Origin of the sequence: Gordonia sp. IEGM753, assembly GCF_050321825.1 — a bacterium.
In the GTDB taxonomy this organism is placed as follows: domain Bacteria; phylum Pseudomonadota; class Gammaproteobacteria; order Pseudomonadales; family Pseudomonadaceae; genus Aquipseudomonas.
Map to the genome: position 1 here is coordinate 38,113 of NZ_JBNQGB010000010.1, position 24,605 is coordinate 62,717.

Genomic DNA, 24,605 nt, shown 5'->3' on the forward strand with positions numbered 1-24,605 from the left:
GGCAACAAGCGTTATCGGGTAGGACACCAGCCCCCATGTCTGGTTTACTACTCGATACTTGGCCTAGACTGAGTTCTTCAATCTATGCCCCGCGTCCCGCTTCGTTTTTAAGGCCTCTTGCATGTCCGATCTTCGTTACCAGGTCGACGTCAGCGTCGTCACCCGCTATCTGGCAGAACAATCGCAACCCGAGCAAAACCGCTTTGCCTTCGCTTACACCATCACCGTGCAAAACAATGGCGAGCTCGCGGCCAAGCTTCTGTCGCGGCACTGGGTGATCACTGATGGTGACGGGCATGTCGAGGAGGTCCGCGGCGCCGGCGTTGTGGGTTTGCAACCCTTGATCCCGGCCGGCGAGAACCACACGTACAGCAGCGGCACGGTGATGACAACCAAAGTTGGCACCATGCAGGGCACCTATCAAATGATCGCCGACGACGGCAAGCATTTCGATGCGGTCATTGCGCCGTTCCGCCTCGCAGTGCCTGGAGCCCTGCACTGATGGCGACGTATGCCGTCGGTGACTTGCAAGGTTGCCTCGAACCATTGCAATGCCTGCTCAAAGAAGTGGCGTTCGACCCCGCACGGGATCGACTGTGGCTGGTGGGCGATCTTGTCAACCGCGGTCCGCAGTCGCTTCAGACCCTGCGCTTCCTCTATAACATCCGCGAATCGCTGGTGTGCGTGCTGGGCAATCATGACCTGCATTTGCTTGCCGCAGGCCACAACATTGAGCGCCTGAAAAAATCCGACACCCTGCGCGAAATTCTTGAAGCACCCGATTGTGCAGAACTGCTCGCGTGGCTGCGCCAACAGAAACTCATGCATTACGACGAGCAACGCAACATGGCGCTGGTCCATGCTGGCATACCGCCGCAATGGTCCCTGCGCAAAGCCTTGAAGTGCGCCTCTGAAGTCGAAGAAGCCCTGCGCGACGACAACCTGTTCGCACCCTATCTGGATGGCATGTACGGCAACGAGCCTGTGAAGTGGGACAACGATCTGCAGGGTGTCACCCGCCTGCGGGTCATCACCAACTATTTCACCCGGATGCGTTTCTGCACCAGCGAAGGCAAACTCGACCTCAAGGGTAAGGAAGGCGCCGATACCGCGCCGCCAGGTTATGCGCCCTGGTTTCAGCAAAAGGGTCGCAAGACCAAAGGCACCAAGATCATTTTCGGCCATTGGGCAGCTCTTGAGGGCAAATGTGACGAGCCCGGCGTGTTCGCGCTCGACACCGGTTGTGTCTGGGGCGGCGCCATGACGCTGATGAACATCGATACTGGCGAACGCCTGCAATGCAAGTGCGACGAGCATGGCCATACCCTACCGCCAGTCGCCACCTCTATTCCCGAACAAACGTCAGCCAGCGCCCAGCGCTAGACTGCGCTTTCAGCCGAGCCACAGGAGCCCGCCATGAGCGAATTCAAACGTATTCCCCCCGAACAGGCACAAACCCTGCGTGAACAAGGTGCAGTAGTGGTCGACGTTCGAGACCCGCAAACCTTCGCCGCGCTGCACATCGCAGGCTCGAAACATCTGGACAACCATTCGCTGCATGCCTTCATTCAGGCTGCAGACCTGGATGCACCAACTGTCGTGGTCTGCTACCACGGCAATTCAAGCCAGGGCGCGGCCGCCTATCTGATCAGCCAAGGGTTCTCCGACGTCTACAGCATGGACGGCGGTTTCGAGCTGTGGCGCACGACTTATCCAGCGGAAACCGCACAAGGCACGTCCGAATAATTTTTTTGTAACGTGTAAGCCCCGGCTCCAGCGGCTTGCGCGGTGGCAGACGAACGGTCTGCCACAACTAATTGCGTATCTCGCCTTTACCTCCTGAATTCCCAACTATCCTTAAGCCCAGGCCATCCAAAACAGGGGAGAGCCGGTACACCGGCGCGCGGGTCATCGGGAGTTGCTTTCGGAGCGGTAAGCTCTGGAAGTGTTCTGGGGGGTAAACAGCAACTGCCTGTTCGGTTGCTGCCAGCATCGACTGAGTGATCCGGCGTCGGCTCCACGTATCGAGCGAGGTGACGTCATGAGTATCTTTAGCCACTTCCAACAACGCTTCGAATCCACACGCCAGGAAGAACTCTCTCTGCAGGAGTATCTTGAGCTGTGCAAAAAGGACCGCAGCGCCTACGTTTCCGCTGCCGAGAGGTTGTTGCTAGCCATCGGCGAACCGGAACTGCTCGACACCTCGACCAACTCGAGACTGTCCAGAATTTTCTCCAACAAGGTTATCCGCCGCTATCCGGCCTTTGAAGACTTCCATGGGATGGAAGAATGCATCGACCAGATCGTGTCGTATTTCCGCCATGCCGCTCAGGGCCTGGAAGAGAAGAAACAAATCCTCTATCTGCTCGGCCCCGTCGGTGGCGGTAAATCGTCCTTGGCCGAGAAGCTGAAGCAGTTAATCGAAAAAGTGCCGTTCTACGCGATCAAGGGCTCGCCGGTTTTCGAGTCTCCACTGGGTCTGTTCAACGCCACCGAAGATGGCGCGATCCTGGAGGAAGATTTCGGCATTCCTCGGCGCTACCTGAACACCATCATGTCGCCATGGGCCACCAAACGCCTGGCCGAATTCGGCGGCGATATCAGCCAGTTCCGGGTGGTCAAACTCTATCCGTCGATTCTCAACCAGATTGCGGTGGCCAAGACCGAGCCTGGGGATGAGAACAACCAGGACATCTCGGCGTTGGTGGGTAAGGTCGATATCCGCAAACTGGAAGAATTCCCACAAAACGATGCCGATGCCTACAGCTACTCGGGTGCACTGTGCCGGGCCAACCAAGGCTTGATGGAATTCGTGGAAATGTTCAAGGCGCCGATCAAGGTGCTGCACCCATTGCTGACAGCCACCCAGGAAGGCAACTACAACAGCACCGAGGGTCTGGGGGCTATTCCGTTTACCGGGATCTTGCTGGCGCACTCAAACGAATCCGAATGGCACACGTTCCGTAACAACAAGAACAACGAAGCCTTCATCGACCGGATCTACATCGTCAAAGTGCCTTACTGCCTGCGCGTCAGCGACGAGGTGAAGATTTACGACAAGCTGTTGTTCAACAGCTCGCTGGCCAAGGCCCACTGCGCGCCAGATACCCTGAAAATGCTGGCCCAGTTCACCGTGCTTTCACGACTCAAGGAGCCGGAAAACTCCAACATCTATTCGAAGATGCGCGTGTACGACGGCGAAAACCTCAAGGACACCGATCCAAAGGCCAAGTCGATCCAGGAGTACCGCGACAATGCGGGTGTCGACGAAGGCATGAACGGGTTGTCGACACGCTTCGCGTTCAAGATCCTGTCGAAGGTGTTCAACTTCGACCCGCACGAAATCGCCGCCAACCCGGTGCATTTGCTCTACGTACTCGAACAACAGATCGAGCAGGAGCAATTCCAGGCCGAGACCCGCGAACGGTATCTGCGCTTCCTCAAGGAATACCTGGCCCCGCGCTACATCGAATTCATCGGCAAGGAGATTCAAACCGCTTACCTCGAGTCGTACAGCGAGTACGGCCAGAACATCTTCGATCGGTACGTGCTGTACGCCGACTTCTGGATTCAGGATCAGGAATACCGCGACCCGGAAACCGGCGAAATTCTCAATCGCGTCGCCCTGAACGAGGAGCTGGAAAAAATCGAGAAACCAGCCGGTATCAGCAATCCGAAGGATTTCCGCAACGAAATCGTCAACTTCGTACTGCGCGCGCGCGCCAACAACAATGGTAAAAATCCGACCTGGCTCAGCTACGAAAAACTGCGGGTGGTCATCGAGAAGAAAATGTTCTCCAACACCGAGGACCTCCTGCCAGTCATCAGCTTCAATGCCAAGGCGAGCAAAGAGGATCAGCAAAAACACAACGATTTTGTTACACGAATGGTCGAACGTGGCTACACAGACAAACAGGTAAGGCTTCTTTCCGAATGGTACCTACGGGTCCGGAAATCGCAGTGAAGCAGCTGCAAGCAATAAGCCACAAGCTGCAAGAAACAAGCACATAGACCTGATGTCCGGGCAACTGCTTGTACTTGCAGCTTGCAGCTCACAACTTGAAGCTGCCCAGAGGGCCTCTTATGAGCTATGTGATCGACCGACGCCTCAACGGCAAGAACAAGAGCACGGTAAACCGGCAACGGTTTCTGCGGCGCTATCGTGACCACATTAAAAAAGCCGTCGAAGAGGCGGTCAGCCGGCGCTCCATTACCGATATGGAGCACGGCGAGCAGATCAGTATTCCCGGCCGCGATATCGACGAGCCGGTGCTTCACCACGGACGTGGCGGCAAACAAACGGTCGTACACCCGGGTAACAAGGAATTCACCAGCGGTGAGCACATTGCCCGCCCGCAAGGTGGCGCAGGTGGCCGTGGGCCTGGCAAGGCCGGTAACTCCGGCGAGGGGATGGACGAGTTCACGTTCCAGATCACCCAGGAGGAATTCCTCGAGTTCATGTTCGAGGACTTGGAGCTGCCCAACCTGGTCAAGCGTAACCTGACCGGCACCGACACCTTCAAAACTGTTCGCGCAGGCATCAGTAACGAGGGCAATCCGTCTCGGATCAACATTATCCGGACCTTGCGCTCAGCTCACGCACGCCGAATAGCGTTATCCGGCAGCAGCCGCGCCAAACTTCGCGAAGCCAAAGAGGAATTGTTGCGCCTCAAACGCGATGAACCGGATAACTTCGGCGATATTCAGGAAATAGAGGCAGAAATTGAAAAACTCAGTGCGCGCATTCATCGCGTACCGTTTCTCGACACCTTCGACCTCAAATACAACCTGCTGATCAAGCAACCCAATCCCAGCTCCAAAGCGGTCATGTTTTGCCTGATGGACGTCTCCGGCTCCATGACCCAAGCCACCAAGGACATCGCGAAGCGGTTCTTTATCCTGCTGTACCTGTTTCTGAAGCGTAACTACGACAAGATCGACGTGGTGTTCATTCGTCACCACACCAGCGCCCGCGAAGTGGACGAGGAGGAGTTTTTCTACTCACGCGAAACCGGCGGTACCATTGTCTCCAGCGCCCTGAAACTAATGCAGGAGATCATGGCTGAACGCTATCCGAGCAACGAGTGGAACATCTACGCGGCTCAGGCTTCCGATGGCGATAACTGGAACGACGACTCACCCATTTGCCGCGACATTCTGATCAACCAGATCATGCCGTTTGTGCAGTACTACACTTACGTAGAGATCACCCCGCGCGAACATCAGGCCTTGTGGTTCGAGTACGAGCGCATAGCCGACGCCTTTTCTGACACTTTTGCCCAGCAACAACTGGTCTCGGCCGGGGATATCTATCCGGTCTTCCGTGAACTCTTCCAGCGCAGGTTAGTGACATGACCGCCAAAGAGCAGAAGCGCCAACCCATTTCCACCGGCTCCGAATGGACGTTCGAGCTGATCCAGGCCTACGACCGCGAAATCAGTCGTATCGCGGCTCGCTACGCACTCGATACCTACCCAAATCAGATCGAGGTGATCACCGCCGAGCAAATGATGGACGCCTACGCGTCCGTCGGCATGCCGCTGGGCTATCACCATTGGTCCTACGGCAAACACTTCCTGAGCACCGAGAAATCCTACAGTCGGGGGCAGATGGGGCTTGCCTACGAAATCGTGATCAACTCCGATCCTTGCATCGCTTACCTGATGGAAGAAAACACCATCTGCATGCAAGCCTTGGTCGTAGCCCATGCGTGCTACGGCCATAACAGCTTTTTCAAGGGCAATTATCTGTTTCGTACCTGGACCGACGCCAGTTCGATCATCGATTACCTGGTGTTTGCCAAGCAGTACATCATGCAATGTGAGGAGCGCCACGGCATCGATGCGGTCGAGGACCTGCTGGATTCCTGCCATGCGCTGATGAACTATGGCGTTGACCGGTACAAACGTCCTTATCCGATATCGGCAGAGGAAGAACGCCGTCGGCAAAAAGATCGCGAAGAACATTTGCAGAAACAAATCAATGACCTGTGGCGAACCATCCCCAAGGGCGCAGACAAATACAGCGACAAGGACAACGCGCGTTTCCCCGCCGAGCCTCAGGAAAACATCCTGTATTTCATCGAAAAACACGCCCCGCTACTGGAGCCGTGGCAACGAGAAATCGTGCGTATTGTGCGCAAGATCGCGCAGTACTTTTACCCTCAGCGCCAGACTCAGGTCATGAACGAAGGCTGGGCCACGTTCTGGCACTACACGCTGATGAATGATCTCTACGACGAAGGCCTCGTCACGGATGGCTTCATGATGGAGTTCCTGACCTCTCACACCAGTGTGGTGATGCAGCCAGGCTTCGACAGTCCGTATTACAGCGGCATCAACCCGTACGCACTGGGTTTCGCCATGTATCGGGATATCCGACGCATGTGCGAGGAGCCTACCGAAGAGGATTACCGCTGGTTCCCTGACGTTGCGGGTACGGATTGGTTGTCGAGCATCAAGTTTGCCATGAGCAGCTTCAAGGATGAGAGCTTCATCCTGCAGTACCTGTCACCGAAGGTGATTCGCGATCTGAAGCTGTTCAGCATTCTCGATGACGACCAGAAGGACGACCTGCTGGTTCCGGCCATTCATGATGAGCCGGGCTACAAAACCATCCGCGAAACCTTGGCTGCGCAGTACAACCTGGGCAACCGCGAACCCAATGTGCAGATTTACAGCATTGACCGCCGCGGCGATCGTTCCCTGACATTGCGACACCAGCAACACGACCGCAAACCGCTGGGTGAATCCACCGAGGAAGTACTCAAGCACCTGCATCGTCTTTGGGGCTTCGATATTCACCTGGAAACCCTGCAAGGTGACCAAGTGATGAAAACGCATCATGTCCCACCCAGAACTGAACACGCTGAAGGCGATTACGGCCGATTGGACTTGGCTGTCGTTCATCTTTGATAGTGTTTGTACCTCCGCGAGTTCGACGCAAAGGTTATTCTGTCGAGCTAACGGAGGTTTTTTATGCAGATTTATAAAGTCGGCGGCGCCGTACGCGATCGCCTGCTGGGCCGGTCTGTCACCGACATCGACTGGGTGGTGGTGGGCGCCACTGCCGAAGAAATGCTCGCCAAAGGCTTTCGTCCGGTCGGGGCAGACTTCCCGGTTTTTCTTCACCCCAAAAGTGGTGAGGAATATGCACTCGCCCGTACTGAACGAAAAAGCGGACGCGGTTATGGCGGTTTCACCTTTCACGCCAGCCCTGAAGTGACCCTCGAGGAAGACCTGATCCGTCGCGATTTGACGATCAATGCCATGGCCGAGGATGACCAGCAAAACCTGACCGATCCTTACCATGGCAAGCAAGATCTTGACGCCCGCCTATTGCGTCACGTTTCCCCCGCGTTCGCCGAAGATCCACTCCGGGTCCTGCGTGTTGCCCGCTTCGCAGCACGCTATGCAGACCTTGGCTTCACGGTTGCGCCAGAGACGCTTGAGCTGATGCGTCAACTCAGCGAGTCAGGTGAACTGGAGGCGCTGACCGCGGAACGCAGCTGGAAAGAAATTTCTCGCGCACTGATGGAAAACCAACCCCAGGTATTTATCGAAGTTCTGCGAGATTGTGGCGCACTCAACGTGTTGTTGCCGGAAGTCGATGCGCTATTTGGTGTCCCCCAGCCCGAGGCTCATCATCCCGAAATCGACACGGGTCTGCACACCCTGAGCGTGCTTGAGCAAGCCGCGCGATACACACAACCGCTGACGGTGCGCTGGGCATGTCTGCTGCACGATTTGGGCAAAGGGGTAACGCCGCGAGAAGAGTGGCCTCGCCATATTGCTCATGAGCACAAAGGACTGAAACTGATCAAAGCGGTAAACGAACGTTTCAAGGCACCCAAGGACTGCCAGGAACTCGCCTTGCTGGTTGGCCAATACCACACTCATGGCCATCGCGCCCTGAAGTTGAAGCCTTCGACTTTGCTGGAGTTGCTGCAAAGTTTTGATATCTACCGTCGTCCGCAGCGATTTGAAGAATTTATTGCAGCGTGCGAGATGGACGCGCGAGGACGTAAAGGGCTGGAGCAGAGAAGTTATCCACAGGCGGATTATTTGCGCGGGGCAGCAACTGCAGCACGCAACGTGGCAGTGCAGCCGTTACTGGAGAAAGGATTCAAAGGCCCTGAGCTGGGTGAAGCCCTGAAAGGAGAACGCTTGAAGGCGCTGAAATATTACAAGGACACGGCGTCTGCCTGAAAAGCTTCGCGAGCAAGCCCGCTCCCACAGTTGATTTGAGTAAGACGCAGATCCAATGTGGGAGCGGGTTTGCTCGCAAAGGTGTCCTGCGTATCACAACAACGCTGAAGGCGTCAGCTGCTTGCCCCGCCACTCAAAAGACACCGGCGCCAACACCTGGTCAATCTGTGCCTCATCCCACAACGTGGCAAAGCTTTTTCCTACGCCTGGGTGTATACGATCTGGCGCAATCAGCGACAGCGGCCACAGCACAAAAGCATTTTTCAGAATCTCTGCTCGCGGCAGTATCAAACCGTCGAAATTCCCCACCAGATCACCGAACAACAGCACATCGATATCCAACGGCAAGCCCTTGCGATCCGGTGCATAGCGGCCGTTATCCGCCTCGATGAATTTCAAGCGGCGGTCGAGTTCCATCAGTGGCAGATCGGTGAAAGCCGACACCACAAAATTGAAAAACGGTCCGCTTTTGATACCCACCGGCTGGCTTTCGAACACCGCCGAACAGCGAATATCCAGCAGAAAACCCGCCAAGGCCTCAAGGCCGGCCCGCAAATGGGATTCGCGCTCGATATTGCTACCGAGCCCGAGATACACCTGAGTCAGCGACATCCGCGCTCGATCTCCACACCCACGCCGCCCGTAGCCGCCGGGACAGCACCTGGCTTGGTCAACTTGAGACGCACCCAGGTGATCTTGAATTCGCTCATCAGCACCTCGACGAGGCGCTCGGCAAACGTTTCGACCAATTGGTACTGTGCCTGCTCGGCGAACGCCTGAATACGCGACGAAACGCTCGCGTAATCAAGCGCCAAAGTCAGGTCATCACCCGCGGCAGCCGGGCGATTATCCCAAGCGAAGCTCAGATCAAGTCGCAGGCATTGTCGGATGCCTCGCTCCCAGTCGTAGGCACCAATGACGGTGTCCACTTCCAGACCCTCGATAAACACTCTGTCCAAGCACTCTTCTCCGCTGCACGACAAGGGCGCAATGCGCCGTTAGAATCAGGGCGTCCTCGCCCGGAATAGTTAGCATGTTTTGGTTACTGGCGACCCTCGCCTACCTGCTCGGCTCTCTGTCCTTTGCCATTTTACTCAGCCGCCTGACCGGTAAACCGGATCCGCGAATGAGTGGTTCCGGTAATGCCGGCGCCACCAACATGCTGCGTCTGGCCGGTAAAAAGCTTGCCGTCCTGACCCTGCTTGGCGACCTTTGCAAAGGCCTGTTACCGGTCCTGATTGCAGGTACTGCAGGCCTTTCACTGCAAGAACAGGCCTGGATCGGCGTGTGCGCCGTCATCGGACATCTGTTCCCACTGTATTTTCGCTTTCGCGGCGGCAAGGGTGTCGCCACCGCCGCAGGGATGCTGCTGGGGCTCTACCCACCCGCGGCCCTTCTGGCGGCGTGCGCCTGGCTGCTGACGTTCTACCTGACCCGCACCAGCTCACTCGCAGCCCTGATTGCCACACCACTGACCCTGCCGCTGCTGGCTTGGCAAGAACCGGCGGCGTTGCTGCCCATGAGCGCTTTGACCGGGCTGATCGTGTGGCGTCATCGCGGCAATCTACGCGACCTGTTTGCCGGGCGCGAACGGCATTTTTAGATGCAACGCATGAGCCCGGCTCATCACAACGGTGACAATTGCTCCATCGGCCAACGGGCCTGCACGCTGATTGCCAGGCTTTCGTGCTGACCTGCCTGCAATCGCTGGCAACCGGCAAACGCGATCATTGCGCCATTATCGGTACAGAATTCAGGACGGGCGTAAAACACATCGCCTTTCATGTCGCCGAGCATTTTTTCCAGCGATAAGCGCAGCGCTTTGTTGGCGCTGACGCCGCCGGCAATCACCAGACGCTTCATACCGGCCTGTTTGAGGGCCCGCTTGCACTTGATGGTCAAAGTCTCCACCACGGCCTGCTGGAACGCCAGTGAGATGTCGCAACGAGCTTGATCGCCGTCGTCCCCGGCGCTTACGCATTGCTGCCAGGTATTCAGGGCGAATGTTTTCAAACCGCTAAAACTGAACGCCAGCCCCGGTCGATCACACATCGGACGCGGGAAAGTGAAACGCCCGGCAACACCCTGCGCCGCCAAACGCGCGATTTCCGGCCCGCCCGGATAATTGAGCCCCATCATCTTTGCGGTCTTGTCGAAAGCTTCGCCGGCCGCGTCATCGAGGGTTTCGCCCAACAGCGTGTATTGGCCTATTCCATCGACCTGCACCAACTGCGTATGACCGCCCGAGACCAACAAAGCGACGAACGGGAACTCGGGGGGTTGCGACTCCAGCATCGGCGCCAACAAATGACCTTCCATGTGGTGCACACCAAGGGCTGGAATGCCCCAGGCAAAGGCCAGTGCCTGGGCGCAAGAGGCGCCCACGAGTAAGGCCCCCACCAGCCCCGGCCCCGCGGTGTAGGCAATAGCGTCAATCTCTGTAGGCACGCAGTCGGCCTCGGCCAACACCTGACGAATCAAGGGCAGCATGCGCTTCACGTGGTCGCGCGAGGCCAGCTCCGGCACCACGCCGCCATAGGCGCGATGCAGGTCAATCTGGCTGAACAGTGCATCGGCCAGCAGGCCGCGTTCACTGTCATAAAGTGCGACACCAGTTTCATCGCAAGAGGTTTCTAATCCCAGTACTAGCATGGGTTTGCGCCTTGTTTAGGCTGAATTCGAAGGCGCGCATAATAGTCGCCACGTGATGCCCCGACCAGCGGTTTTCGATCAGAGGCTTTGCATTCCGTGCGATGAGGGGTTAACATCCGCAACCCTTAAAAACCGACGTCTTCAAGTGCTCTTTTGCCACGAGGATGTTGACCCCGGTAATGAATGAAGGTAGCTCTGGATGCCAGCCGTCAAAGTAAAAGAGAACGAACCCTTCGACGTAGCTCTGCGTCGTTTCAAGCGCTCCTGCGAAAAAGCCGGTGTTCTGGCTGAAGTTCGTAGCCGCGAATTCTACGAGAAGCCGACTTCCGAGCGTAAGCGTAAAGCAGCAGCCGCTGTTAAGCGTCACGCGAAGAAAGTTCAGCGCGAACAGCGCCGCGCCGTTCGTCTGTACTAATACACAGACGTTCGTAGCAAGCTTCTGCCAAGCCCGGCCCTCAGCCGGGCTAATGGCATTTGCGGAAAACGCTTGATGCTTCACCGTCAAAGTCGCAGACGCGACCAAGACAAATCTGCTTCACAGCGTCAGACCTGGCTCTTTTGCCAGCGGTGCACGTCTTTTCTGACGAGCCTTCCAAGGCTACTGACGAGCACACCCACTGATTCCTCTCACGACGATCAGCCCAAGGCACCATCTTGCGTGCCCGCTTATGAGCTATCCGAGGCCTGTATTGGCCGCAGCCGGATTCAGCGCAACACTTTTCATACAGTCGAATACTGATTGGTACTAACGTCAGTGGATTTTCGGCAGATACACTCCCCGATAGCGATTATGCAGACGACACTGGTCGAGCCGCACGTTTTGCGCGCCTCAAACAACGCCCATGATCGATTGCCGCTCGTTTCGGATCCAATTCGCAGATGACGAGAACGCCATGGCCGGGCTAATTCCCCAGAGCTTCATTGACGACCTTCTGAACCGCACCGACATTGTCGACGTGGTCAGCTCGCGCCTGCAAATCAAAAAGGCCGGCAAGAATTACACAGCTTGCTGCCCCTTCCACAAAGAAAAAACCCCTTCGTTCAGCGTCAGTCCCGACAAGCAATTCTATTATTGCTTCGGCTGCGGCGCGGGCGGCAATGCCCTCGGCTTCATGATGGACCACGACAACCTGGACTTTATCCAGGCTGTCGAAGAACTGGCCAAAGCCGCCGGCATGGAAATACCCCGTGAAGAAAGCGGCCGACAGCACAAACCACGTCAGCCGACCGATTCGCCGCTCTACCCCTTGCTCACCGCCGCAGCGGATTTTTATCGGCAGGCACTGAAAAGTCATCCGTCGCGAAAAGCAGCGGTGGATTACCTGAAGGGTCGCGGATTGACCGGTGAAATTGCCCGGGACTTCGGCCTGGGATTCGCGCCACCAGGCTGGGACAATCTGTTCAAGCACTTGAGCACGGACACGCTACAACAGAAAGCCATGGTCGACGCCGGGCTGCTGATCGAGAACGCTGAAACCGGCAAACGCTATGACCGCTTCCGTGATCGCGTGATGTTCCCGATTCGCGACAGCCGGGGACGCATCATCGCGTTCGGCGGCCGCGTACTCGGCGACGATAAGCCGAAATACCTGAACTCACCGGAAACCCCGGTATTTCATAAAGGCCAAGAACTCTATGGCCTTTATGAAGCACGTAAAAACAACCGTAACCTTGACGAAATCATCGTCGTCGAAGGCTACATGGATGTCATCGCCCTCGCCCAGCAGGGCCTGCGCAACGCCGTCGCAACACTGGGCACCGCCACCAGCGAAGAACACCTGAAGCGATTGTTTCGCGTGGTGCCCAACGTTTTGTTTTGTTTCGACGGCGACCAGGCCGGCAGAAACGCCGCGTGGCGCGCACTGGAAGCAGCCTTGCCGTGCTTGCAGGATGGGCGACGCGCACGCTTTCTGTTTCTACCCGAAGGCGAAGACCCGGACACCTTGGTCCGTTCTGAAGGCACTGACGCCTTCCGCGCCCGGATTAATCAGCACGCGCAGCCGTTAGCCGATTATTTTTTTCAGCAATTGACCGAAGAATCAGACCCGCGCTCGCTAGAAGGCAAAGCCCACATGGCCACCCTTGCCGCACCGCTGATCGACAAGGTCCCGGGCGCGAACCTGCGCATTCTGATGCGTCAGCGCCTGAGTGAAATTACCGGCCTGAGCGGTGAAGCGGTCAGCCAATTGGTGCAAAGCGCTCCCCAAAACGCGCCGCCCGCTTATGACCCCGGCGTCGATTACGACGCTATGCCGGATTACAGCGACTACCATCAGCCGCAGGCGCAAGACATGTATGCGCCGCAACAGGAATGGACTCCGAAAAAACCCGGTGCCGGCGGCAAGAAGTGGGACAAGAAACCCTGGGACAAGAACGGCAAGCGTGGCGGTGATCGCGATCAACAGAGCGCACCACGCACCCCAATTGCTGTAGAAGCCCCAACACTTATTGCCTTACGCACGCTCATTCATCATCCGGAGCTGGCCGGGAAGGTAGAAACCGCCGACCACTTCGCCAATGAAAGCAACACTTACGCGCAACTGCTAGTGGCCCTTATCGGGGCCGTACAAAAAAATCCTAAGCTAAACTCAATTCAGCTGATGGCCCGTTGGCATGGAACCGAACAGGGACGCCTTCTTAAAGCGTTGGCGGAAAAGGAATGGCTGATTACAGGCGACAACCTTGAACAACAGTTTTTAGACACCATTACTAGGTTATCAGCGGGTCAACACACCGATAGCCTTGAAGCATTAATCAGGAAAGCAAGGCAGCCAGGATTGACCGCGGAGGAAGCAAATCAGATCGCAAATCAGATGCGCGACCTATTAAAACGCAATATGGCTGTATCAGACCCGACCTCAACTGGCGCGTGAGGTCATAGCTCAGGTATAATCCTCGGCTTGTTTTTTGCCCGCCAAGACCTTCAGTGGATAGGGTGTTATGTCCGGAAAAGCGCAACAGCAGTCTCGTATCAAAGAGTTGATCACACTTGGTCGTGAGCAGGGTTACCTGACTTACGCGGAGGTCAACGACCACCTGCCGGAGGATATTTCAGATCCGGAACAGGTGGAAGACATCATCCGCATGATCAATGACATGGGGATCAACGTATTCGAGGTTGCGCCAGATAAGGATTCCCTTATGCTGGCCGACGCCGATACCGACGAAGCCGCGGCCGAAGAGGCAGCAGCAGCGTTGGCAGCGGTCGAGACCGACATTGGTCGCACCACCGACCCAGTGCGCATGTACATGCGCGAAATGGGTACGGTAGAGCTCCTCACACGTGAAGGCGAAATTGAAATCGCCAAACGTATTGAAGAGGGCATCCGCGAAGTGATGGGCGCAATTGCGCACTTCCCTGGCACGGTTGACCATATTCTCTCCGAATACACTCGCGTCACCACCGAAGGTGGCCGCCTGTCCGACGTCCTTAGCGGTTATATAGACCCGGACGACGGCATTGCGCCGCCTGCTGCAGAAGTGCCGCCGCCTGTCGACCCTAAAGCCGCTCCAGCTGCTGACGAAACCGACGACGACGATGCTGAAGCCAGCACCGATGACGAAGAAGAAGCCGAAAGCGGTCCGGATCCGGTCATCGCAGCACAGCGTTTTGGCGCTGTCTCCGATCAGATGGAAATCACCCGCAAGGCGCTGAAAAAGCACGGTCGTGGCAACAAGCTGGCTATCGCCGAGCTGGTGCTGCTGGCTGAGCTGTTCATGCCGATCAAACTGGTGCCGAAGCAATTCGAAGGCCTGGTCGAGCGTGTTCGCAGTGCCCTGGATCGTCTGCGTCAGCAAGAGCGCGCGATCATGCAACTTTGCGTCCGTGATGCCCGCATGCCGCGTGCAGACTTCCTGCGCCAGTTCCCAGGCCATGAAGTTGACGAAAGCTGGACCGATGCATTGGCCAAAGGCAAAAGCAAATACGCTGAAGCCATTGGTCGCCTGCAACCGGACATCATTCGTTGCCAGCAAAAGCTGACTGCGCTGGAAACCGAAACAGGTTTGACGATCGCCGAGATCAAGGACATCAACCGTCGCATGTCGATCGGTGAGGCCAAGGCCCGCCGCGCGAAGAAAGAGATGGTCGAAGCCAACTTGCGTCTGGTGATCTCCATCGCCAAGAAGTACACCAACCGTGGCCTGCAATTCCTCGATCTGATCCAGGAAGGCAACATTGGCTTGATGAAAGCGGTAGACAAGTTTGAATACCGCCGCGGCTACAAATTCTCGACTTATGCCACCTGGTGGATCCGTCAGGCGATCACTCGCTCGATCGCCGACCAGGCTCGCACCATCCGTATTCCGGTGCACATGATCGAGACGATCAACAAGCTCAACCGTATTTCCCGGCAGATGTTGCAGGAAATGGGTCGCGAACCGACCCCGGAAGAGCTGGGCGAACGCATGGAAATGCCTGAGGACAAAATCCGCAAGGTATTGAAGATCGCTAAAGAGCCGATCTCCATGGAAACCCCGATCGGTGATGACGAAGACTCCCACTTGGGTGACTTCATCGAAGACTCGACCATGCAGTCGCCAATCGATGTAGCTACCGTTGAGAGCCTTAAAGAAGCCACTCGCGAAGTACTGTCCGGCCTCACTGCCCGTGAAGCCAAGGTCCTGCGCATGCGCTTCGGTATCGACATGAATACCGACCACACCCTTGAGGAGGTTGGTAAACAGTTCGACGTTACCCGTGAACGGATTCGTCAGATCGAAGCCAAGGCGCTGCGCAAGTTGCGCCACCCGACGAGAAGCGAGCATCTTCGCTCCTTCCTCGACGAGTGATCACAAAACCCCCGGCCCATGCCGGGGGTTTTGCTTTATACAGATTAAATTCCCCGTGTCACCCTCCTGCCGATTTGCCGGTCTACACTCGAAACATTCCCCCGAGCCATAACGAGACCGTTATGCCCAGACTGCCGACCGTGCTTTTTTTGCTGTCGCTGATGACCTGGACCGCAACGGCTGGCGCCCTGACTCTGACCGACGAAGAACGTAGCTGGCTAGCGGCTCACCCGGACTTACGCCTGGGTGTCGATGCGTCATGGCCACCGTTTGAGTTTCGAGACGAACAAGGCAAATACCAAGGCCTCGCGGCAGACTATATCGACCTGATTCGCCAACGACTGGCGATCAATCTCACGCCGATTGAGCCCTCCAGTTGGACAGCGGTGCTTGAACAGGTCAAACAAGGCAAACTGGATTTGTTGCCGGGCATCATGTCGACTCCGGAACGACAGAATTATTTGTCTTTTACCCGCCCTTACCTGGATTTCCCGATTGTCATCCTTGCCCATGTCGGCGGTAAGCAACCGCGCAAGCTTTCAGACCTTTACGGCCTGAAAGTGGCCGTAGTGGAGAACTACGCTCCGCACGAACTGCTGCGCAGCCACCACCCCGACTTGAACCTGGTGGCGATGCCCAACGTCAGTTCGGCCCTGCAGGCGCTGGCAACGGATAAAGTCGATGCCGTAGTGGGCGACCTGGCTTCCAGTGTCTGGAGCCTGCGCCAGCTTAAGCTCGATGGGCTCTACGTCAGTGGTGAAACGCCTTATCGATACCAATTGGCCATGGCTGTTCCTCAGGACAACACAATACTGATCGGCATTCTGGACAAGGTGCTGGCCGACATGTCCCCGGCTGAAATCAGTGCGATCCAAGAACGTTGGGTAGGCAATGTCCTCGATCATCAAACGATCTGGTCCGACCTGCTGGTTTACGGCCTCCCAGGATTGCTGGTACTGATCATGGTATTGGCAGTCGTCATCCGAATAAATCGGCGACTGAGTTCGGAGATCGCGCGCAGAGTCGATCTGGAACAGGAGTTGCGCAGCAGCGAATATCACTACCGTGGGTTAGTCGAAAGCCTTTCAGCCATCGCCTGGGAAGCGCGGATCAGTGATTTCACTTACAGCTATGTGTCGCCTCACGCCGAAGACTTGCTCGGATACCCACTGTCTCATTGGCTGATTCCGGGCTTCTGGCGCAACATCATTCACCCGGCAGATCTGACACGCGCACAAACCTTTTGCGATCACGAAGTGCTGGCGGGGCGCGATCATAGCCTCGATTATCGGGTTATCACCGCCGATGGCCGGTGCATTTGGGTACGCGATATCGTCAGCCTGATCGAGCACGGCCACGAGCCAATCATGCGCGGCTTGATGATCGACATTACCGAAGCCAAACGCACCGAAGAAGCCTTGCGCCTTTCGGAACAGAAGTTTGCCTCGGTGTTTCAGCAATGCCCCGACATCCTGGTTATCGCGCGACTTTCTGATGGCTGCCTCTTGGAGGTCAACAAGGCGTTCGAAGAGCAAATTGGCCTCACCGCCCTTGAAGTCATTGGTCAAACGGCCACTGACTTGAACATTTGGGGCGTCCCGGGCGTCGGGCCGGGTTTATTACAGCGGTTGCAGGCGGGCAGTATTCGTAACCTGGAGATGCCCTTTCGCCGCAACAACGGCCACGTCTTTACCGGCCTGATTTCCGCCGAGCCCTTTGATCTTGATACCACGCCGGCGCTGGTGGTGGTTGTGCGCGATATCAGTCAGCTCAAGGAAACCCAGCAACAACTGCAAACCTCCGAAGAGAAATTTGCGAAGGCGTTTCACGCCTCGCCCGACGGCTTGCTGCTGTCTCGGCAAAGCGACGGTTTGCTGCTGGAGGTCAACGACGGTTTCAGCCGCATTACCGGGTTCAACAGTGCGATGTCGGTGGATCGCTCGGCGCTGGAATTGGGGATATGGGTCAACCTCAACGAGCGCAAACAAATGCTCGACCTGCTACACCGCGATGGTTTTGTCCGCGATTTCACCTGCCATATCCGCCGTAGCGACGGTCAAATCCGGCTCTGCGAAGTGTCCAGCCGTCCCCTGCCCATCGGCAATGAAAACTGCATGCTGACCATCGCCCGGGACATCACCGAACGCCACCTCATGCAGGAAAAACTGCAACAGGCCGCGACCGTATTCGAGAGCACTGCCGAAGGCGTTTTGATTACCGACACCCAGCAACATATCAGCGCGGTTAACCGGGCGTTTACCGAGATCACTGGTTACAGCGAAAGCGAAGCGCTGGGCCACACCCCTCGCTTGCTCGCTTCAGGCCTGCACGACAGCGCCTTTTATGCGGCCATGTGGCACCAGTTGACGGCGGATGGTCACTGGCAGGGCGAGATTTCCAACCGGCGTAAAAATGGTGAGCTCTACCCCAGTTGGCTGACCATCAGCGCAGTGCGCAACCGGGATAAATTCATCACTCACTTCGTGGCAGTGTTCGCCGATATTTCCAGTCTCAAGCACGCGCAGGCCAGACTCGACTACCAAGCGCACCACGACCCGCTGACAGGCCTGCCAAACCGCACATTGTTCGAAAGCCGTTTGCTCACAGCGCTTAACAGCCAGCAGGAAAATGGCGGCCAGGGCGCCGTACTGTTCCTCGACCTGGACCGTTTCAAACACATCAACGACAGCCTCGGGCACCCGGTCGGCGACCTGCTGCTGAAGGGCATTGCCGTGCGTCTCAAGGAGCAATTGCGAGACATCGACACCGTGGCGCGACTCGGCGGTGACGAGTTCATTATCCTGCTGCCCGGCCTGCAACAAGCGAGCGATGCCGACCACATCGCAACCAAGTTGCTCAACTGCTTCGGCGCGCCATTCCAGGCTGGCGAACACGAGTTTTTCATCAGCGCCAGCATCGGCACCAGTCTGTACCCCAAGGACGGCTGTGATGTGGCGACGCTGGTCAAAAACGCCGACGCAGCAATGTATCGCTCCAAGGCCAAGGGCCGCAATCGGGTGGAAAGCTATACCCGCGACCTCACTGCCCAGGCCAGTGAGCGCGTGGCCCTGGAACATGAACTACGGCGCGCCATAGAACGCAACGAACTGCACCTGCATTACCAACCAAAAATCAGCCTCGACGACCATCGCCTGGTGGGCGCGGAAGCACTCATTCGCTGGCGTCATCCAACCTTCGGCGACGTGCCGCCGGAACACTTTATTCCCCTGGCCGAAGAAAACGGCATGATCCTGCAGATCGGCGACTGGGTCCTCGAAACGGCTTGCCGCCAGATGTTCGAATGGAACCAGGTTTACGAAGGGCTTGGCCCGCTGTCGGTCAACCTCGCGGGCGCCCAGTTGCGCCAGCCAAACCTGCTAAGCCGAATCGATCAATTGCTCAGGGATAACCGACTTGAGCCGGGTTTTCTGCAACTGGAAATTACCGAGAACTTCATCATGAGCCAGGCCGAAGAGGCGCTGGCAGTACTGCACCAACTCAAACATCTGGGCGTGCAACTGGCGATTGACGACTTCGGTACCGGCTATTCGTCCCTGAGTTACCTCAAGCGATTGCCACTGGATATCTTGAAGATCGACCAGTCTTTCGTTCGCGGGCTGCCGGATGACCCACACGATGCGGCGATTGTTCGCGCCATCATCGCCTTGGGTCGCAGCATGCAATTCACCGTGATTGCCGAGGGGGTCGAGACCCAGGCACAGCAGCAATTCCTGGCCGCGGAGGGCTGCGAGCAGATCCAGGGATACATCGTCAGCCTGCCTTTGCCCCCCGACGAATTTGCCGCGACATTTCTTCGTATACTCGTTTCCGACTTTTCGGATAGCACAGCTGAGAAACCATCGCTATAATCCGCGACCTACTGAGGGCCTATAGCTCAGTTGGTTAGAGCAGAGGACTCATAATCCTTTGGTCCACGGTTCAAGTCCGTGTGGGCCCACCAAACCTGAAAGCCGCGCATTGCGCGGCTTTTGCGTGTCTGGAATAGGTGTTTTCCATCTCCCTCGCCTGAATCGACCCTTAATCGGCAACGCCGGTAAAAAAGCCGCGTCGTAGCGCGGCTTATTCTTCCTTCGCGACTCAGCCTTTACTTGGGCAACGCATAAGCAATCACGTAGTCGCCACGGTCCGGAGACTGACGTGCACCACCGACGGTGAGCAGGATGTATTGCTTACCGGTCTTCGGAGAAACATACGTCATCGGGCCGGACTGACTGCCGACCGGCAAGCGCGACTTCCAGATTTCGTTACCGTTGCCGGTATCGAAAGCACGCAGGTAGAAGTCCTGAGTACCGGCGAAAAACAGTAAGCCCGATTGTGTGGCCAGCGAAGCACCCAAGGTTGGCATGCCAATCGGGATCGGCAAGTGCATGCGAATACCCAACGGACCGGTGTCCTGCACGGTGCCGACCGGAACCTGCCACATCAGTTTGTGGGTTTTCAGGTCGATGGCCGACATCGTGCCAAACGGTGGTTTTTGGCAAGGGATGCCAGCCGCCGATAGAAAACGCTCACGCATCGCTCCGAATGGCGTGCCTTCCTGCGGCACCACGCCCATTTCGATACCGCTGGCCCCGGCCGCAATCTTGTTACGCGGGATCATGTAGTTGGCGAGGCCCAGGCGCATGTCGTTGACGAACATGTAGTTCGTGTTCGGGTCGACCGAGACGCTGCCCCAGTTCATGCCACCCAGCGAACCGGGGAATTGTAGCGCCCGGTCAAGGCCTGGCGGTGTGTAAACGCCTTCGTGGCGCATGCCTTTGAACTGGATTCGGCACATCAACTGATCGAACGGTGTGGCGCCCCACATGTCGGATTCGGTCAGCGTCTTGTTGCCGATTGATGGCATGTCCACCGAGAACGGCTGGGTCGGCGAGTAGCGTTCGCCGGGCACATTACCCTGCGGCACCGGGCGCTCTTCGACGCGAGCGATCGGCACGCCGGTTTCGCGGTTAAGCAGGAAAATCTCGCCCTGTTTGGTGACCTGCGCCAAGGCTGGCTGGGTGCCGCCCTTGTCATCGGGCACGTCGTACAGCAGCGGTTGCGCAGGCAGGTCGAAGTCCCACAAATCATGGTGAGTGGTCTGGAAGTGCCAGCGCACCTGACCGTTCTTCACGTCGATGGCGACAATGGATGAGTTCCATTTGTCATCGAATGCAGTGCGTTGGCCGCCAAAAAAATCCGGGGTGGCGTTGCCGGTTGGCAAATACACCAGGCCCAATCGGGCGTCATAGGACATCGCAGACCACACGTTCGGCGTGCCGCGGGTGTAAGTCTCGCCGGCGGGTGGACGTTTGGTGGTGTTCGGATTACCCGGATCCCACGCCCATGCCAGTTCCCCGCTACGAACGTCATAAGCGCGGACCACGCCTGGTGGTTCGCCGGTGGAATAGTTGTCCGCCACGCGCCCACCGACGATAACCACATCACCGGCGACCAACGGGGTCGACGTTTGCTGGTAGTAACCCGGTTTTACTTCGCCCATGTCGGTTTTCAGGTCGACAGTGCCTCGGTCGCCAAATTCTTCACACGGCTTACCGGTTTCGGCATTGATCGCGATCAGGCGCGCATCGCCGGTCGGCAGAAACAGACGCTTCTTACAGGCAGTCGGCTGACTGTCCGAGGAGGGTGGCGCTTCGGAGTAACCCAGTCCTCGGCAGCGCTGCCAGTTGGGTGCAGTGCCCTGTGGGTCAAACTTCCAGCGCTGTGTGCCGGTGTCGGCATCCAGGGCGAAGACTTTGCCGTAAGCAGTGCAGGTGTAGACCGTATCGCCGATTTGCAGTGGCGTGTTCTGGTCTTCGGCCCCAGCGCCGGTACTTTCAGGAATATCACCGGTGCGGAAGGTCCAGGCCACCTGCAATTTATCGATATTGCCTTTGTTGATCTGATCCAGCGCGGCGAAGCGATTGCCGGCCGTGGTGTTGCCCCAATGGGCCCAATCCTTTTGCTCCGTGCCCGGCGCGACCGGCGTCACTGCAGGTTCAGTGCTTGCCTTGACCACGTGGGTCGGTACGAACATGTACGCCAGTGTCGCGACAATTCCGAGACCAAGAATCCCCGCCAAACCGTAAGCGCCACGCCCCGCGCTTACGCCGCAAGTGCGCACCAGCGTCGGGTAGATCAGCGCCACGACCAGACCGATAACAGCGAAGGTCAAGACCCGTGACACCAGCGGCCAGTATTCAAGACCCGTGTCCCATACTGCCCAAATGGCTGTGAGGATCAGTGCCACGCCGTACAGCCACGCACCTTGTGGCTTGAGTCGGGCAATCATCAGCCCCGAAACCAGCATCGCTAAGCCCATCAGCAGGAAATACCAGCTACCGCCGAGCGCTACCAGATAGCCGCCGCCAGCGGCTAGGCATAACCCGATCAAAGCGATCAAAACACCGAGCCCCAACAGCAACCATTTGCTGCCGCCGGCAGCCCCAGAATTATTCATGTCGGTAATTTTCCCCATTTATGACAAGGGCGAAATGATGTACTACCTAGTTACTTATGGCAATTTGTCGCAGGTAAAAATCTACTGAACGGTATTCAGGCTAGATCAAACAGGCGCATAACGAGCGGTGATGTAACATGCCGGGCCATTGATGTATGCCGCTGGAGAAGCCAATTGATCGACATCCGCCCGCCCGTTCTTGATGAAATCGACCGGCAGTTGATTGCAGCCCTGCAGATCAACGCTCGCGAAAGCGTCGCCATGCTCGCGCGGCAATTGGGCATCGCCCGAACCACCGTCACTTCGCGATTGGCACGGCTGGAAAAAGCCAAGGTCATCACCGGTTACGGCGTGCGTTTAGGGCAACGCGTGGTGGACGGCGGGTTGCAGGCATACGTCGGGATCACAGTGCAGCCTCGCTCAGGCAAAGAGGTATTGCGCCGCCTGAGCGCCATGGCCCAAGTGCAGCAGTTGTGCGCGGTAAGTGGCGAATTTGATTACGTGGCTTGGCTGCGCACCGACTCGCCTGAACAGCTGGACCAACTGCTGGACCAGATTGGCAGTGTCGATGGTGTCGAGAAAACCACCACCTCGATCATCCTCAGCAGCAAGATTGATCGTGGGCAACCGGTGTAAGCAGCCACACACGACCTGATCACTATGTCGCAGATGTTCGTCATATTGACCAGATGTTAATCATTACGACGACACTTTGCGTCTTATTAACGTGTTCTACGCACTCTAGAATGGCTGCCATCATTTCCTATACTCAGATGCGCACCCCGCGTCCGGTCGCCAGCAAGGTCAGCCATGAATACTCACAATCGCCATCCTGCAGACGGTAAAAAACCAGTCACTATTTTTGGCCCGGATTTTCCTTTTGCTTTCGACGACTGGATCGAACACCCGGCCGGTCTGGGCCATATCCCCGAGCACAATCACGGTGCTGAGGTGGCGATTGTCGGCGGCGGGATTGCAGGTTTAGTGGCGGCGTATGAACTGATGAAACTGGGTTTGAAACCCGTCGTCTATGAGGCGTCGAAGATGGGCGGCCGTCTGCGCTCCCAGGCATTCAACGGCGCAGAAGGCATCATTGCCGAGCTCGGCGGCATGCGTTTCCCAGTATCGTCCACTGCGTTTTATCACTACGTAGACAAGCTGGGCCTTGAGACCAAACCGTTCCCGAACCCGCTGACGCCGGCCAGCGGCAGCACCGTTATCGATCTGGAAGGCAAAACCCATTACGCACAAAAGCTGTCGGATCTTCCTGCATTGTTCCAGGAAGTGGCTGACGCCTGGGCCGACGCCCTTGAAGCCGGCTCGCAGTTCTCCGATATCCAGCAAGCGATCCGCGACCGTGACGTGCCACGCCTGAAAGCGCTGTGGAACACCCTGGTACCGCTGTGGGACGACCGCACCTTCTACGACTTCGTCGCGACCTCCAAGGCGTTCGCCAAGCTTTCGTTCCATCACCGCGAAGTGTTCGGCCAGGTCGGTTTCGGTACCGGTGGCTGGGACTCGGACTTCCCGAATTCGATGCTGGAAATCTTCCGCGTGGTGATGACCAACTGCGACGATCACCAGCACCTGGTGGTTGGCGGCGTTGAACAAGTGCCGCTGGGCATCTGGCGTCACGTGCCGGAACGCTGCGTGCATTGGCCTGAAGGCACTAGCCTGAGTTCCTTGCACAGAGGCGCGCCACGCTCCGGGGTGAAGAAAATCGCCCACGCACCCGACGGCCGCTTCACCGTCACTGACAACTATGGCGACACGCGTGAATACGCAGCGGTGCTGACCACTTGCCAGAGTTGGCTGTTGACCACCCAGATCGAGTGCGACGAAACCCTGTTCTCGCAAAAGATGTGGATGGCCCTCGATCGCACCCGCTACATGCAGTCATCGAAGACGTTCGTGATGGTCGACCGACCATTCTGGAAGGACAAGGATCCTGAAACCGGACGCGACGTGATGAGCATGACCCTCACCGATCGTCTGACCCGTGGTACCTACCTGTTCGATAATGGCGACGACAAGCCCGGGGTGATTTGCCTGTCGTACTCGTGGATGAGCGACGCGCTGAAAATGCTCCCGCACCCGGTTGAAAAACGCGTGAAGCTTGCGCTCGATGCGCTGAAAAAGATTTACCCGAAGGTCGACATCGCCGCCCGAATCATCGGCGATCCCATCACCGTGTCGTGGGAAGCCGACCCGCACTTCCTCGGCGCGTTCAAAGGTGCCCTGCCCGGCCATTATCGTTATAACCAGCGCATGTACGCGCATTTTATGCAGGACGACATGCCGGCCGAGCAGCGCGGAATTTTCATTGCGGGCGACGATGTGTCGTGGACGCCAGCCTGGGTCGAAGGCGCGGTGCAAACCTCACTTAACGCGGTATGGGGCATCATGAAACACTTCGGCGGTGAAACTCACGCCGAGAACCCGGGTCCAGGAGATGTGTTCAACGAGATCGGCCCGATCGCCCTCCCCGAGTAAGA

General features: G+C 57.1%; 18 protein-coding genes and 1 tRNA gene. 15 read left to right on the forward strand and 4 right to left on the reverse strand.

Annotated features, from left to right (window positions below):
• Positions 1-121: 121 nt before the first annotated feature.
• From apaG to ACQR3R_RS29665, 7 genes are all read left to right on the forward strand, one after another.
• A complete protein-coding gene (gene apaG / locus ACQR3R_RS29635; RefSeq protein ID WP_428278119.1) occupies positions 122-502 on the forward strand; it encodes a Co2+/Mg2+ efflux protein ApaG in 381 nt (126 codons plus the stop codon).
• Positions 502-1,383: a symmetrical bis(5'-nucleosyl)-tetraphosphatase gene (locus tag ACQR3R_RS29640; protein WP_428278121.1), complete on the forward strand. Its 882-nt coding sequence runs from the start codon at positions 502-504 to the stop codon at positions 1,381-1,383. The genes apaG and ACQR3R_RS29640 overlap by 1 nt, the downstream gene beginning before the upstream one ends.
• 33 nt (positions 1,384-1,416) lie before the next feature.
• Positions 1,417-1,746, forward strand: a complete 330-nt coding sequence (glpE, locus tag ACQR3R_RS29645; protein WP_428278123.1) for a thiosulfate sulfurtransferase GlpE — start codon at positions 1,417-1,419, stop codon at positions 1,744-1,746.
• A 295-nt stretch (positions 1,747-2,041) separates the two neighbouring features.
• A complete protein-coding gene (locus ACQR3R_RS29650; RefSeq protein ID WP_008027052.1) occupies positions 2,042-3,964 on the forward strand; it encodes a PrkA family serine protein kinase in 1,923 nt (640 codons plus the stop codon).
• Positions 3,965-4,083: 119 nt separating this feature from the next.
• Positions 4,084-5,355 carry a DUF444 family protein gene (locus ACQR3R_RS29655; RefSeq protein WP_428278125.1) on the forward strand — a complete coding sequence of 424 codons (1,272 nt, stop codon included), beginning with the start codon at positions 4,084-4,086 and terminating at the stop codon, positions 5,353-5,355.
• The gene (locus ACQR3R_RS29660) at positions 5,352-6,914 is read left to right on the forward strand and encodes a SpoVR family protein (RefSeq protein ID WP_428278127.1); all 1,563 of its coding nucleotides are present in this window, start codon (positions 5,352-5,354) and stop codon (positions 6,912-6,914) included. Before ACQR3R_RS29655 ends, ACQR3R_RS29660 begins: the two co-directional genes overlap by 4 nt.
• 63 nt (positions 6,915-6,977) lie before the next feature.
• The gene (locus tag ACQR3R_RS29665; RefSeq protein WP_428278129.1) at positions 6,978-8,207 is read left to right on the forward strand and encodes a multifunctional CCA addition/repair protein; all 1,230 of its coding nucleotides are present in this window, start codon (positions 6,978-6,980) and stop codon (positions 8,205-8,207) included.
• Positions 8,208-8,300: 93 nt separating this feature from the next.
• Here ACQR3R_RS29665 and folK read toward each other — a convergent pair whose 3' ends face one another.
• Together folK and folB are read right to left on the reverse strand one after the other, a co-directional pair.
• On the reverse strand, positions 8,301-8,819 hold the full coding sequence (folK, locus tag ACQR3R_RS29670) for a 2-amino-4-hydroxy-6-hydroxymethyldihydropteridine diphosphokinase (protein WP_428278131.1): 519 nt from the start codon (positions 8,817-8,819) through the stop codon (positions 8,301-8,303).
• Positions 8,810-9,157 (reverse strand): dihydroneopterin aldolase, encoded by a 348-nt coding sequence (gene folB / locus ACQR3R_RS29675; RefSeq protein WP_428278289.1) that lies wholly within the window; start codon positions 9,155-9,157, stop codon positions 8,810-8,812. Before folB ends, folK begins: the two co-directional genes overlap by 10 nt.
• 83 nt (positions 9,158-9,240) lie before the next feature.
• Here folB and plsY point away from each other — a divergent pair, with 83 nt between their 5' ends.
• Positions 9,241-9,810, forward strand: coding sequence for a glycerol-3-phosphate 1-O-acyltransferase PlsY (gene plsY, locus ACQR3R_RS29680; protein WP_428278133.1), 570 nt, complete (start codon positions 9,241-9,243; stop codon positions 9,808-9,810).
• Positions 9,811-9,833: 23 nt separating this feature from the next.
• On the opposite strand, the gene tsaD is transcribed toward plsY, so the two are convergent.
• The gene (tsaD, locus tag ACQR3R_RS29685) at positions 9,834-10,859 is read right to left on the reverse strand and encodes a tRNA (adenosine(37)-N6)-threonylcarbamoyltransferase complex transferase subunit TsaD (RefSeq protein WP_428278135.1); all 1,026 of its coding nucleotides are present in this window, start codon (positions 10,857-10,859) and stop codon (positions 9,834-9,836) included.
• 199 nt (positions 10,860-11,058) lie between these two features.
• On the opposite strand from tsaD, the gene rpsU reads away from it, so the two are divergent.
• The 5 genes from rpsU (at position 11,059) to ACQR3R_RS29710 (ending at position 19,611) form a co-directional block, all read left to right on the forward strand.
• Complete coding sequence (gene rpsU / locus ACQR3R_RS29690) at positions 11,059-11,274, forward strand: 30S ribosomal protein S21 (protein WP_002551877.1); 216 nt, start codon at positions 11,059-11,061, stop codon at positions 11,272-11,274.
• Between the two features lie 478 nt (positions 11,275-11,752).
• A complete protein-coding gene (gene dnaG, locus ACQR3R_RS29695) occupies positions 11,753-13,732 on the forward strand; it encodes a DNA primase (protein WP_428278139.1) in 1,980 nt (659 codons plus the stop codon).
• Between the two features lie 67 nt (positions 13,733-13,799).
• Positions 13,800-15,650 carry an RNA polymerase sigma factor RpoD gene (gene rpoD, locus ACQR3R_RS29700; protein ID WP_428278141.1) on the forward strand — a complete coding sequence of 617 codons (1,851 nt, stop codon included), beginning with the start codon at positions 13,800-13,802 and terminating at the stop codon, positions 15,648-15,650.
• A gap of 122 nt (positions 15,651-15,772) precedes the next feature.
• Positions 15,773-19,519 carry an EAL domain-containing protein gene (locus ACQR3R_RS29705; RefSeq protein ID WP_428278143.1) on the forward strand — a complete coding sequence of 1,249 codons (3,747 nt, stop codon included), beginning with the start codon at positions 15,773-15,775 and terminating at the stop codon, positions 19,517-19,519.
• A gap of 15 nt (positions 19,520-19,534) precedes the next feature.
• A tRNA-Ile gene (locus ACQR3R_RS29710) sits at positions 19,535-19,611 on the forward strand.
• 144 nt (positions 19,612-19,755) lie between these two features.
• Here ACQR3R_RS29710 and ACQR3R_RS29715 read toward each other — a convergent pair.
• Positions 19,756-22,110 carry a membrane-bound PQQ-dependent dehydrogenase, glucose/quinate/shikimate family gene (locus ACQR3R_RS29715; protein ID WP_428278145.1) on the reverse strand — a complete coding sequence of 785 codons (2,355 nt, stop codon included), beginning with the start codon at positions 22,108-22,110 and terminating at the stop codon, positions 19,756-19,758.
• A gap of 174 nt (positions 22,111-22,284) precedes the next feature.
• Here ACQR3R_RS29715 and ACQR3R_RS29720 point away from each other — a divergent pair, with 174 nt between their 5' ends.
• Complete coding sequence (locus ACQR3R_RS29720) at positions 22,285-22,746, forward strand: Lrp/AsnC ligand binding domain-containing protein (protein WP_428278147.1); 462 nt, start codon at positions 22,285-22,287, stop codon at positions 22,744-22,746.
• A 174-nt stretch (positions 22,747-22,920) separates the two neighbouring features.
• Positions 22,921-24,603 carry an FAD-dependent oxidoreductase gene (locus ACQR3R_RS29725; RefSeq protein ID WP_428278149.1) on the forward strand — a complete coding sequence of 561 codons (1,683 nt, stop codon included), beginning with the start codon at positions 22,921-22,923 and terminating at the stop codon, positions 24,601-24,603.
• The last annotated feature ends 2 nt before the right edge of the window (positions 24,604-24,605 follow it).

Excerpts from the sequence above, each read along its gene's own strand:
- glpE (WP_428278123.1), top strand. The coding sequence starts at position 1,417 with ATGAGCGAATTCAAACGTATTCCCCCCGAACAGGCACAAACCCTGCGT.
- ACQR3R_RS29660 (WP_428278127.1), top strand. The coding sequence starts at position 5,352 with ATGACCGCCAAAGAGCAGAAGCGCCAACCCATTTCCACCGGCTCCGAA.
- rpsU (WP_002551877.1), top strand. The coding sequence starts at position 11,059 with ATGCCAGCCGTCAAAGTAAAAGAGAACGAACCCTTCGACGTAGCTCTG.
- dnaG (WP_428278139.1), top strand. The coding sequence starts at position 11,753 with ATGGCCGGGCTAATTCCCCAGAGCTTCATTGACGACCTTCTGAACCGC.
- ACQR3R_RS29650 (WP_008027052.1), top strand. The coding sequence starts at position 2,042 with ATGAGTATCTTTAGCCACTTCCAACAACGCTTCGAATCCACACGCCAG.
- ACQR3R_RS29715 (WP_428278145.1), bottom strand. The coding sequence starts at position 22,110 with ATGAATAATTCTGGGGCTGCCGGCGGCAGCAAATGGTTGCTGTTGGGG.
- ACQR3R_RS29725 (WP_428278149.1), top strand. The coding sequence starts at position 22,921 with ATGAATACTCACAATCGCCATCCTGCAGACGGTAAAAAACCAGTCACT.
- rpoD (WP_428278141.1), top strand. The coding sequence starts at position 13,800 with ATGTCCGGAAAAGCGCAACAGCAGTCTCGTATCAAAGAGTTGATCACA.
- folK (WP_428278131.1), bottom strand. The coding sequence starts at position 8,819 with ATGTCGCTGACTCAGGTGTATCTCGGGCTCGGTAGCAATATCGAGCGC.
- ACQR3R_RS29705 (WP_428278143.1), top strand. The coding sequence starts at position 15,773 with ATGCCCAGACTGCCGACCGTGCTTTTTTTGCTGTCGCTGATGACCTGG.
- ACQR3R_RS29665 (WP_428278129.1), top strand. The coding sequence starts at position 6,978 with ATGCAGATTTATAAAGTCGGCGGCGCCGTACGCGATCGCCTGCTGGGC.
- ACQR3R_RS29655 (WP_428278125.1), top strand. The coding sequence starts at position 4,084 with ATGAGCTATGTGATCGACCGACGCCTCAACGGCAAGAACAAGAGCACG.
- ACQR3R_RS29640 (WP_428278121.1), top strand. The coding sequence starts at position 502 with ATGGCGACGTATGCCGTCGGTGACTTGCAAGGTTGCCTCGAACCATTG.
- plsY (WP_428278133.1), top strand. The coding sequence starts at position 9,241 with ATGTTTTGGTTACTGGCGACCCTCGCCTACCTGCTCGGCTCTCTGTCC.
- tsaD (WP_428278135.1), bottom strand. The coding sequence starts at position 10,859 with ATGCTAGTACTGGGATTAGAAACCTCTTGCGATGAAACTGGTGTCGCA.
- apaG (WP_428278119.1), top strand. The coding sequence starts at position 122 with ATGTCCGATCTTCGTTACCAGGTCGACGTCAGCGTCGTCACCCGCTAT.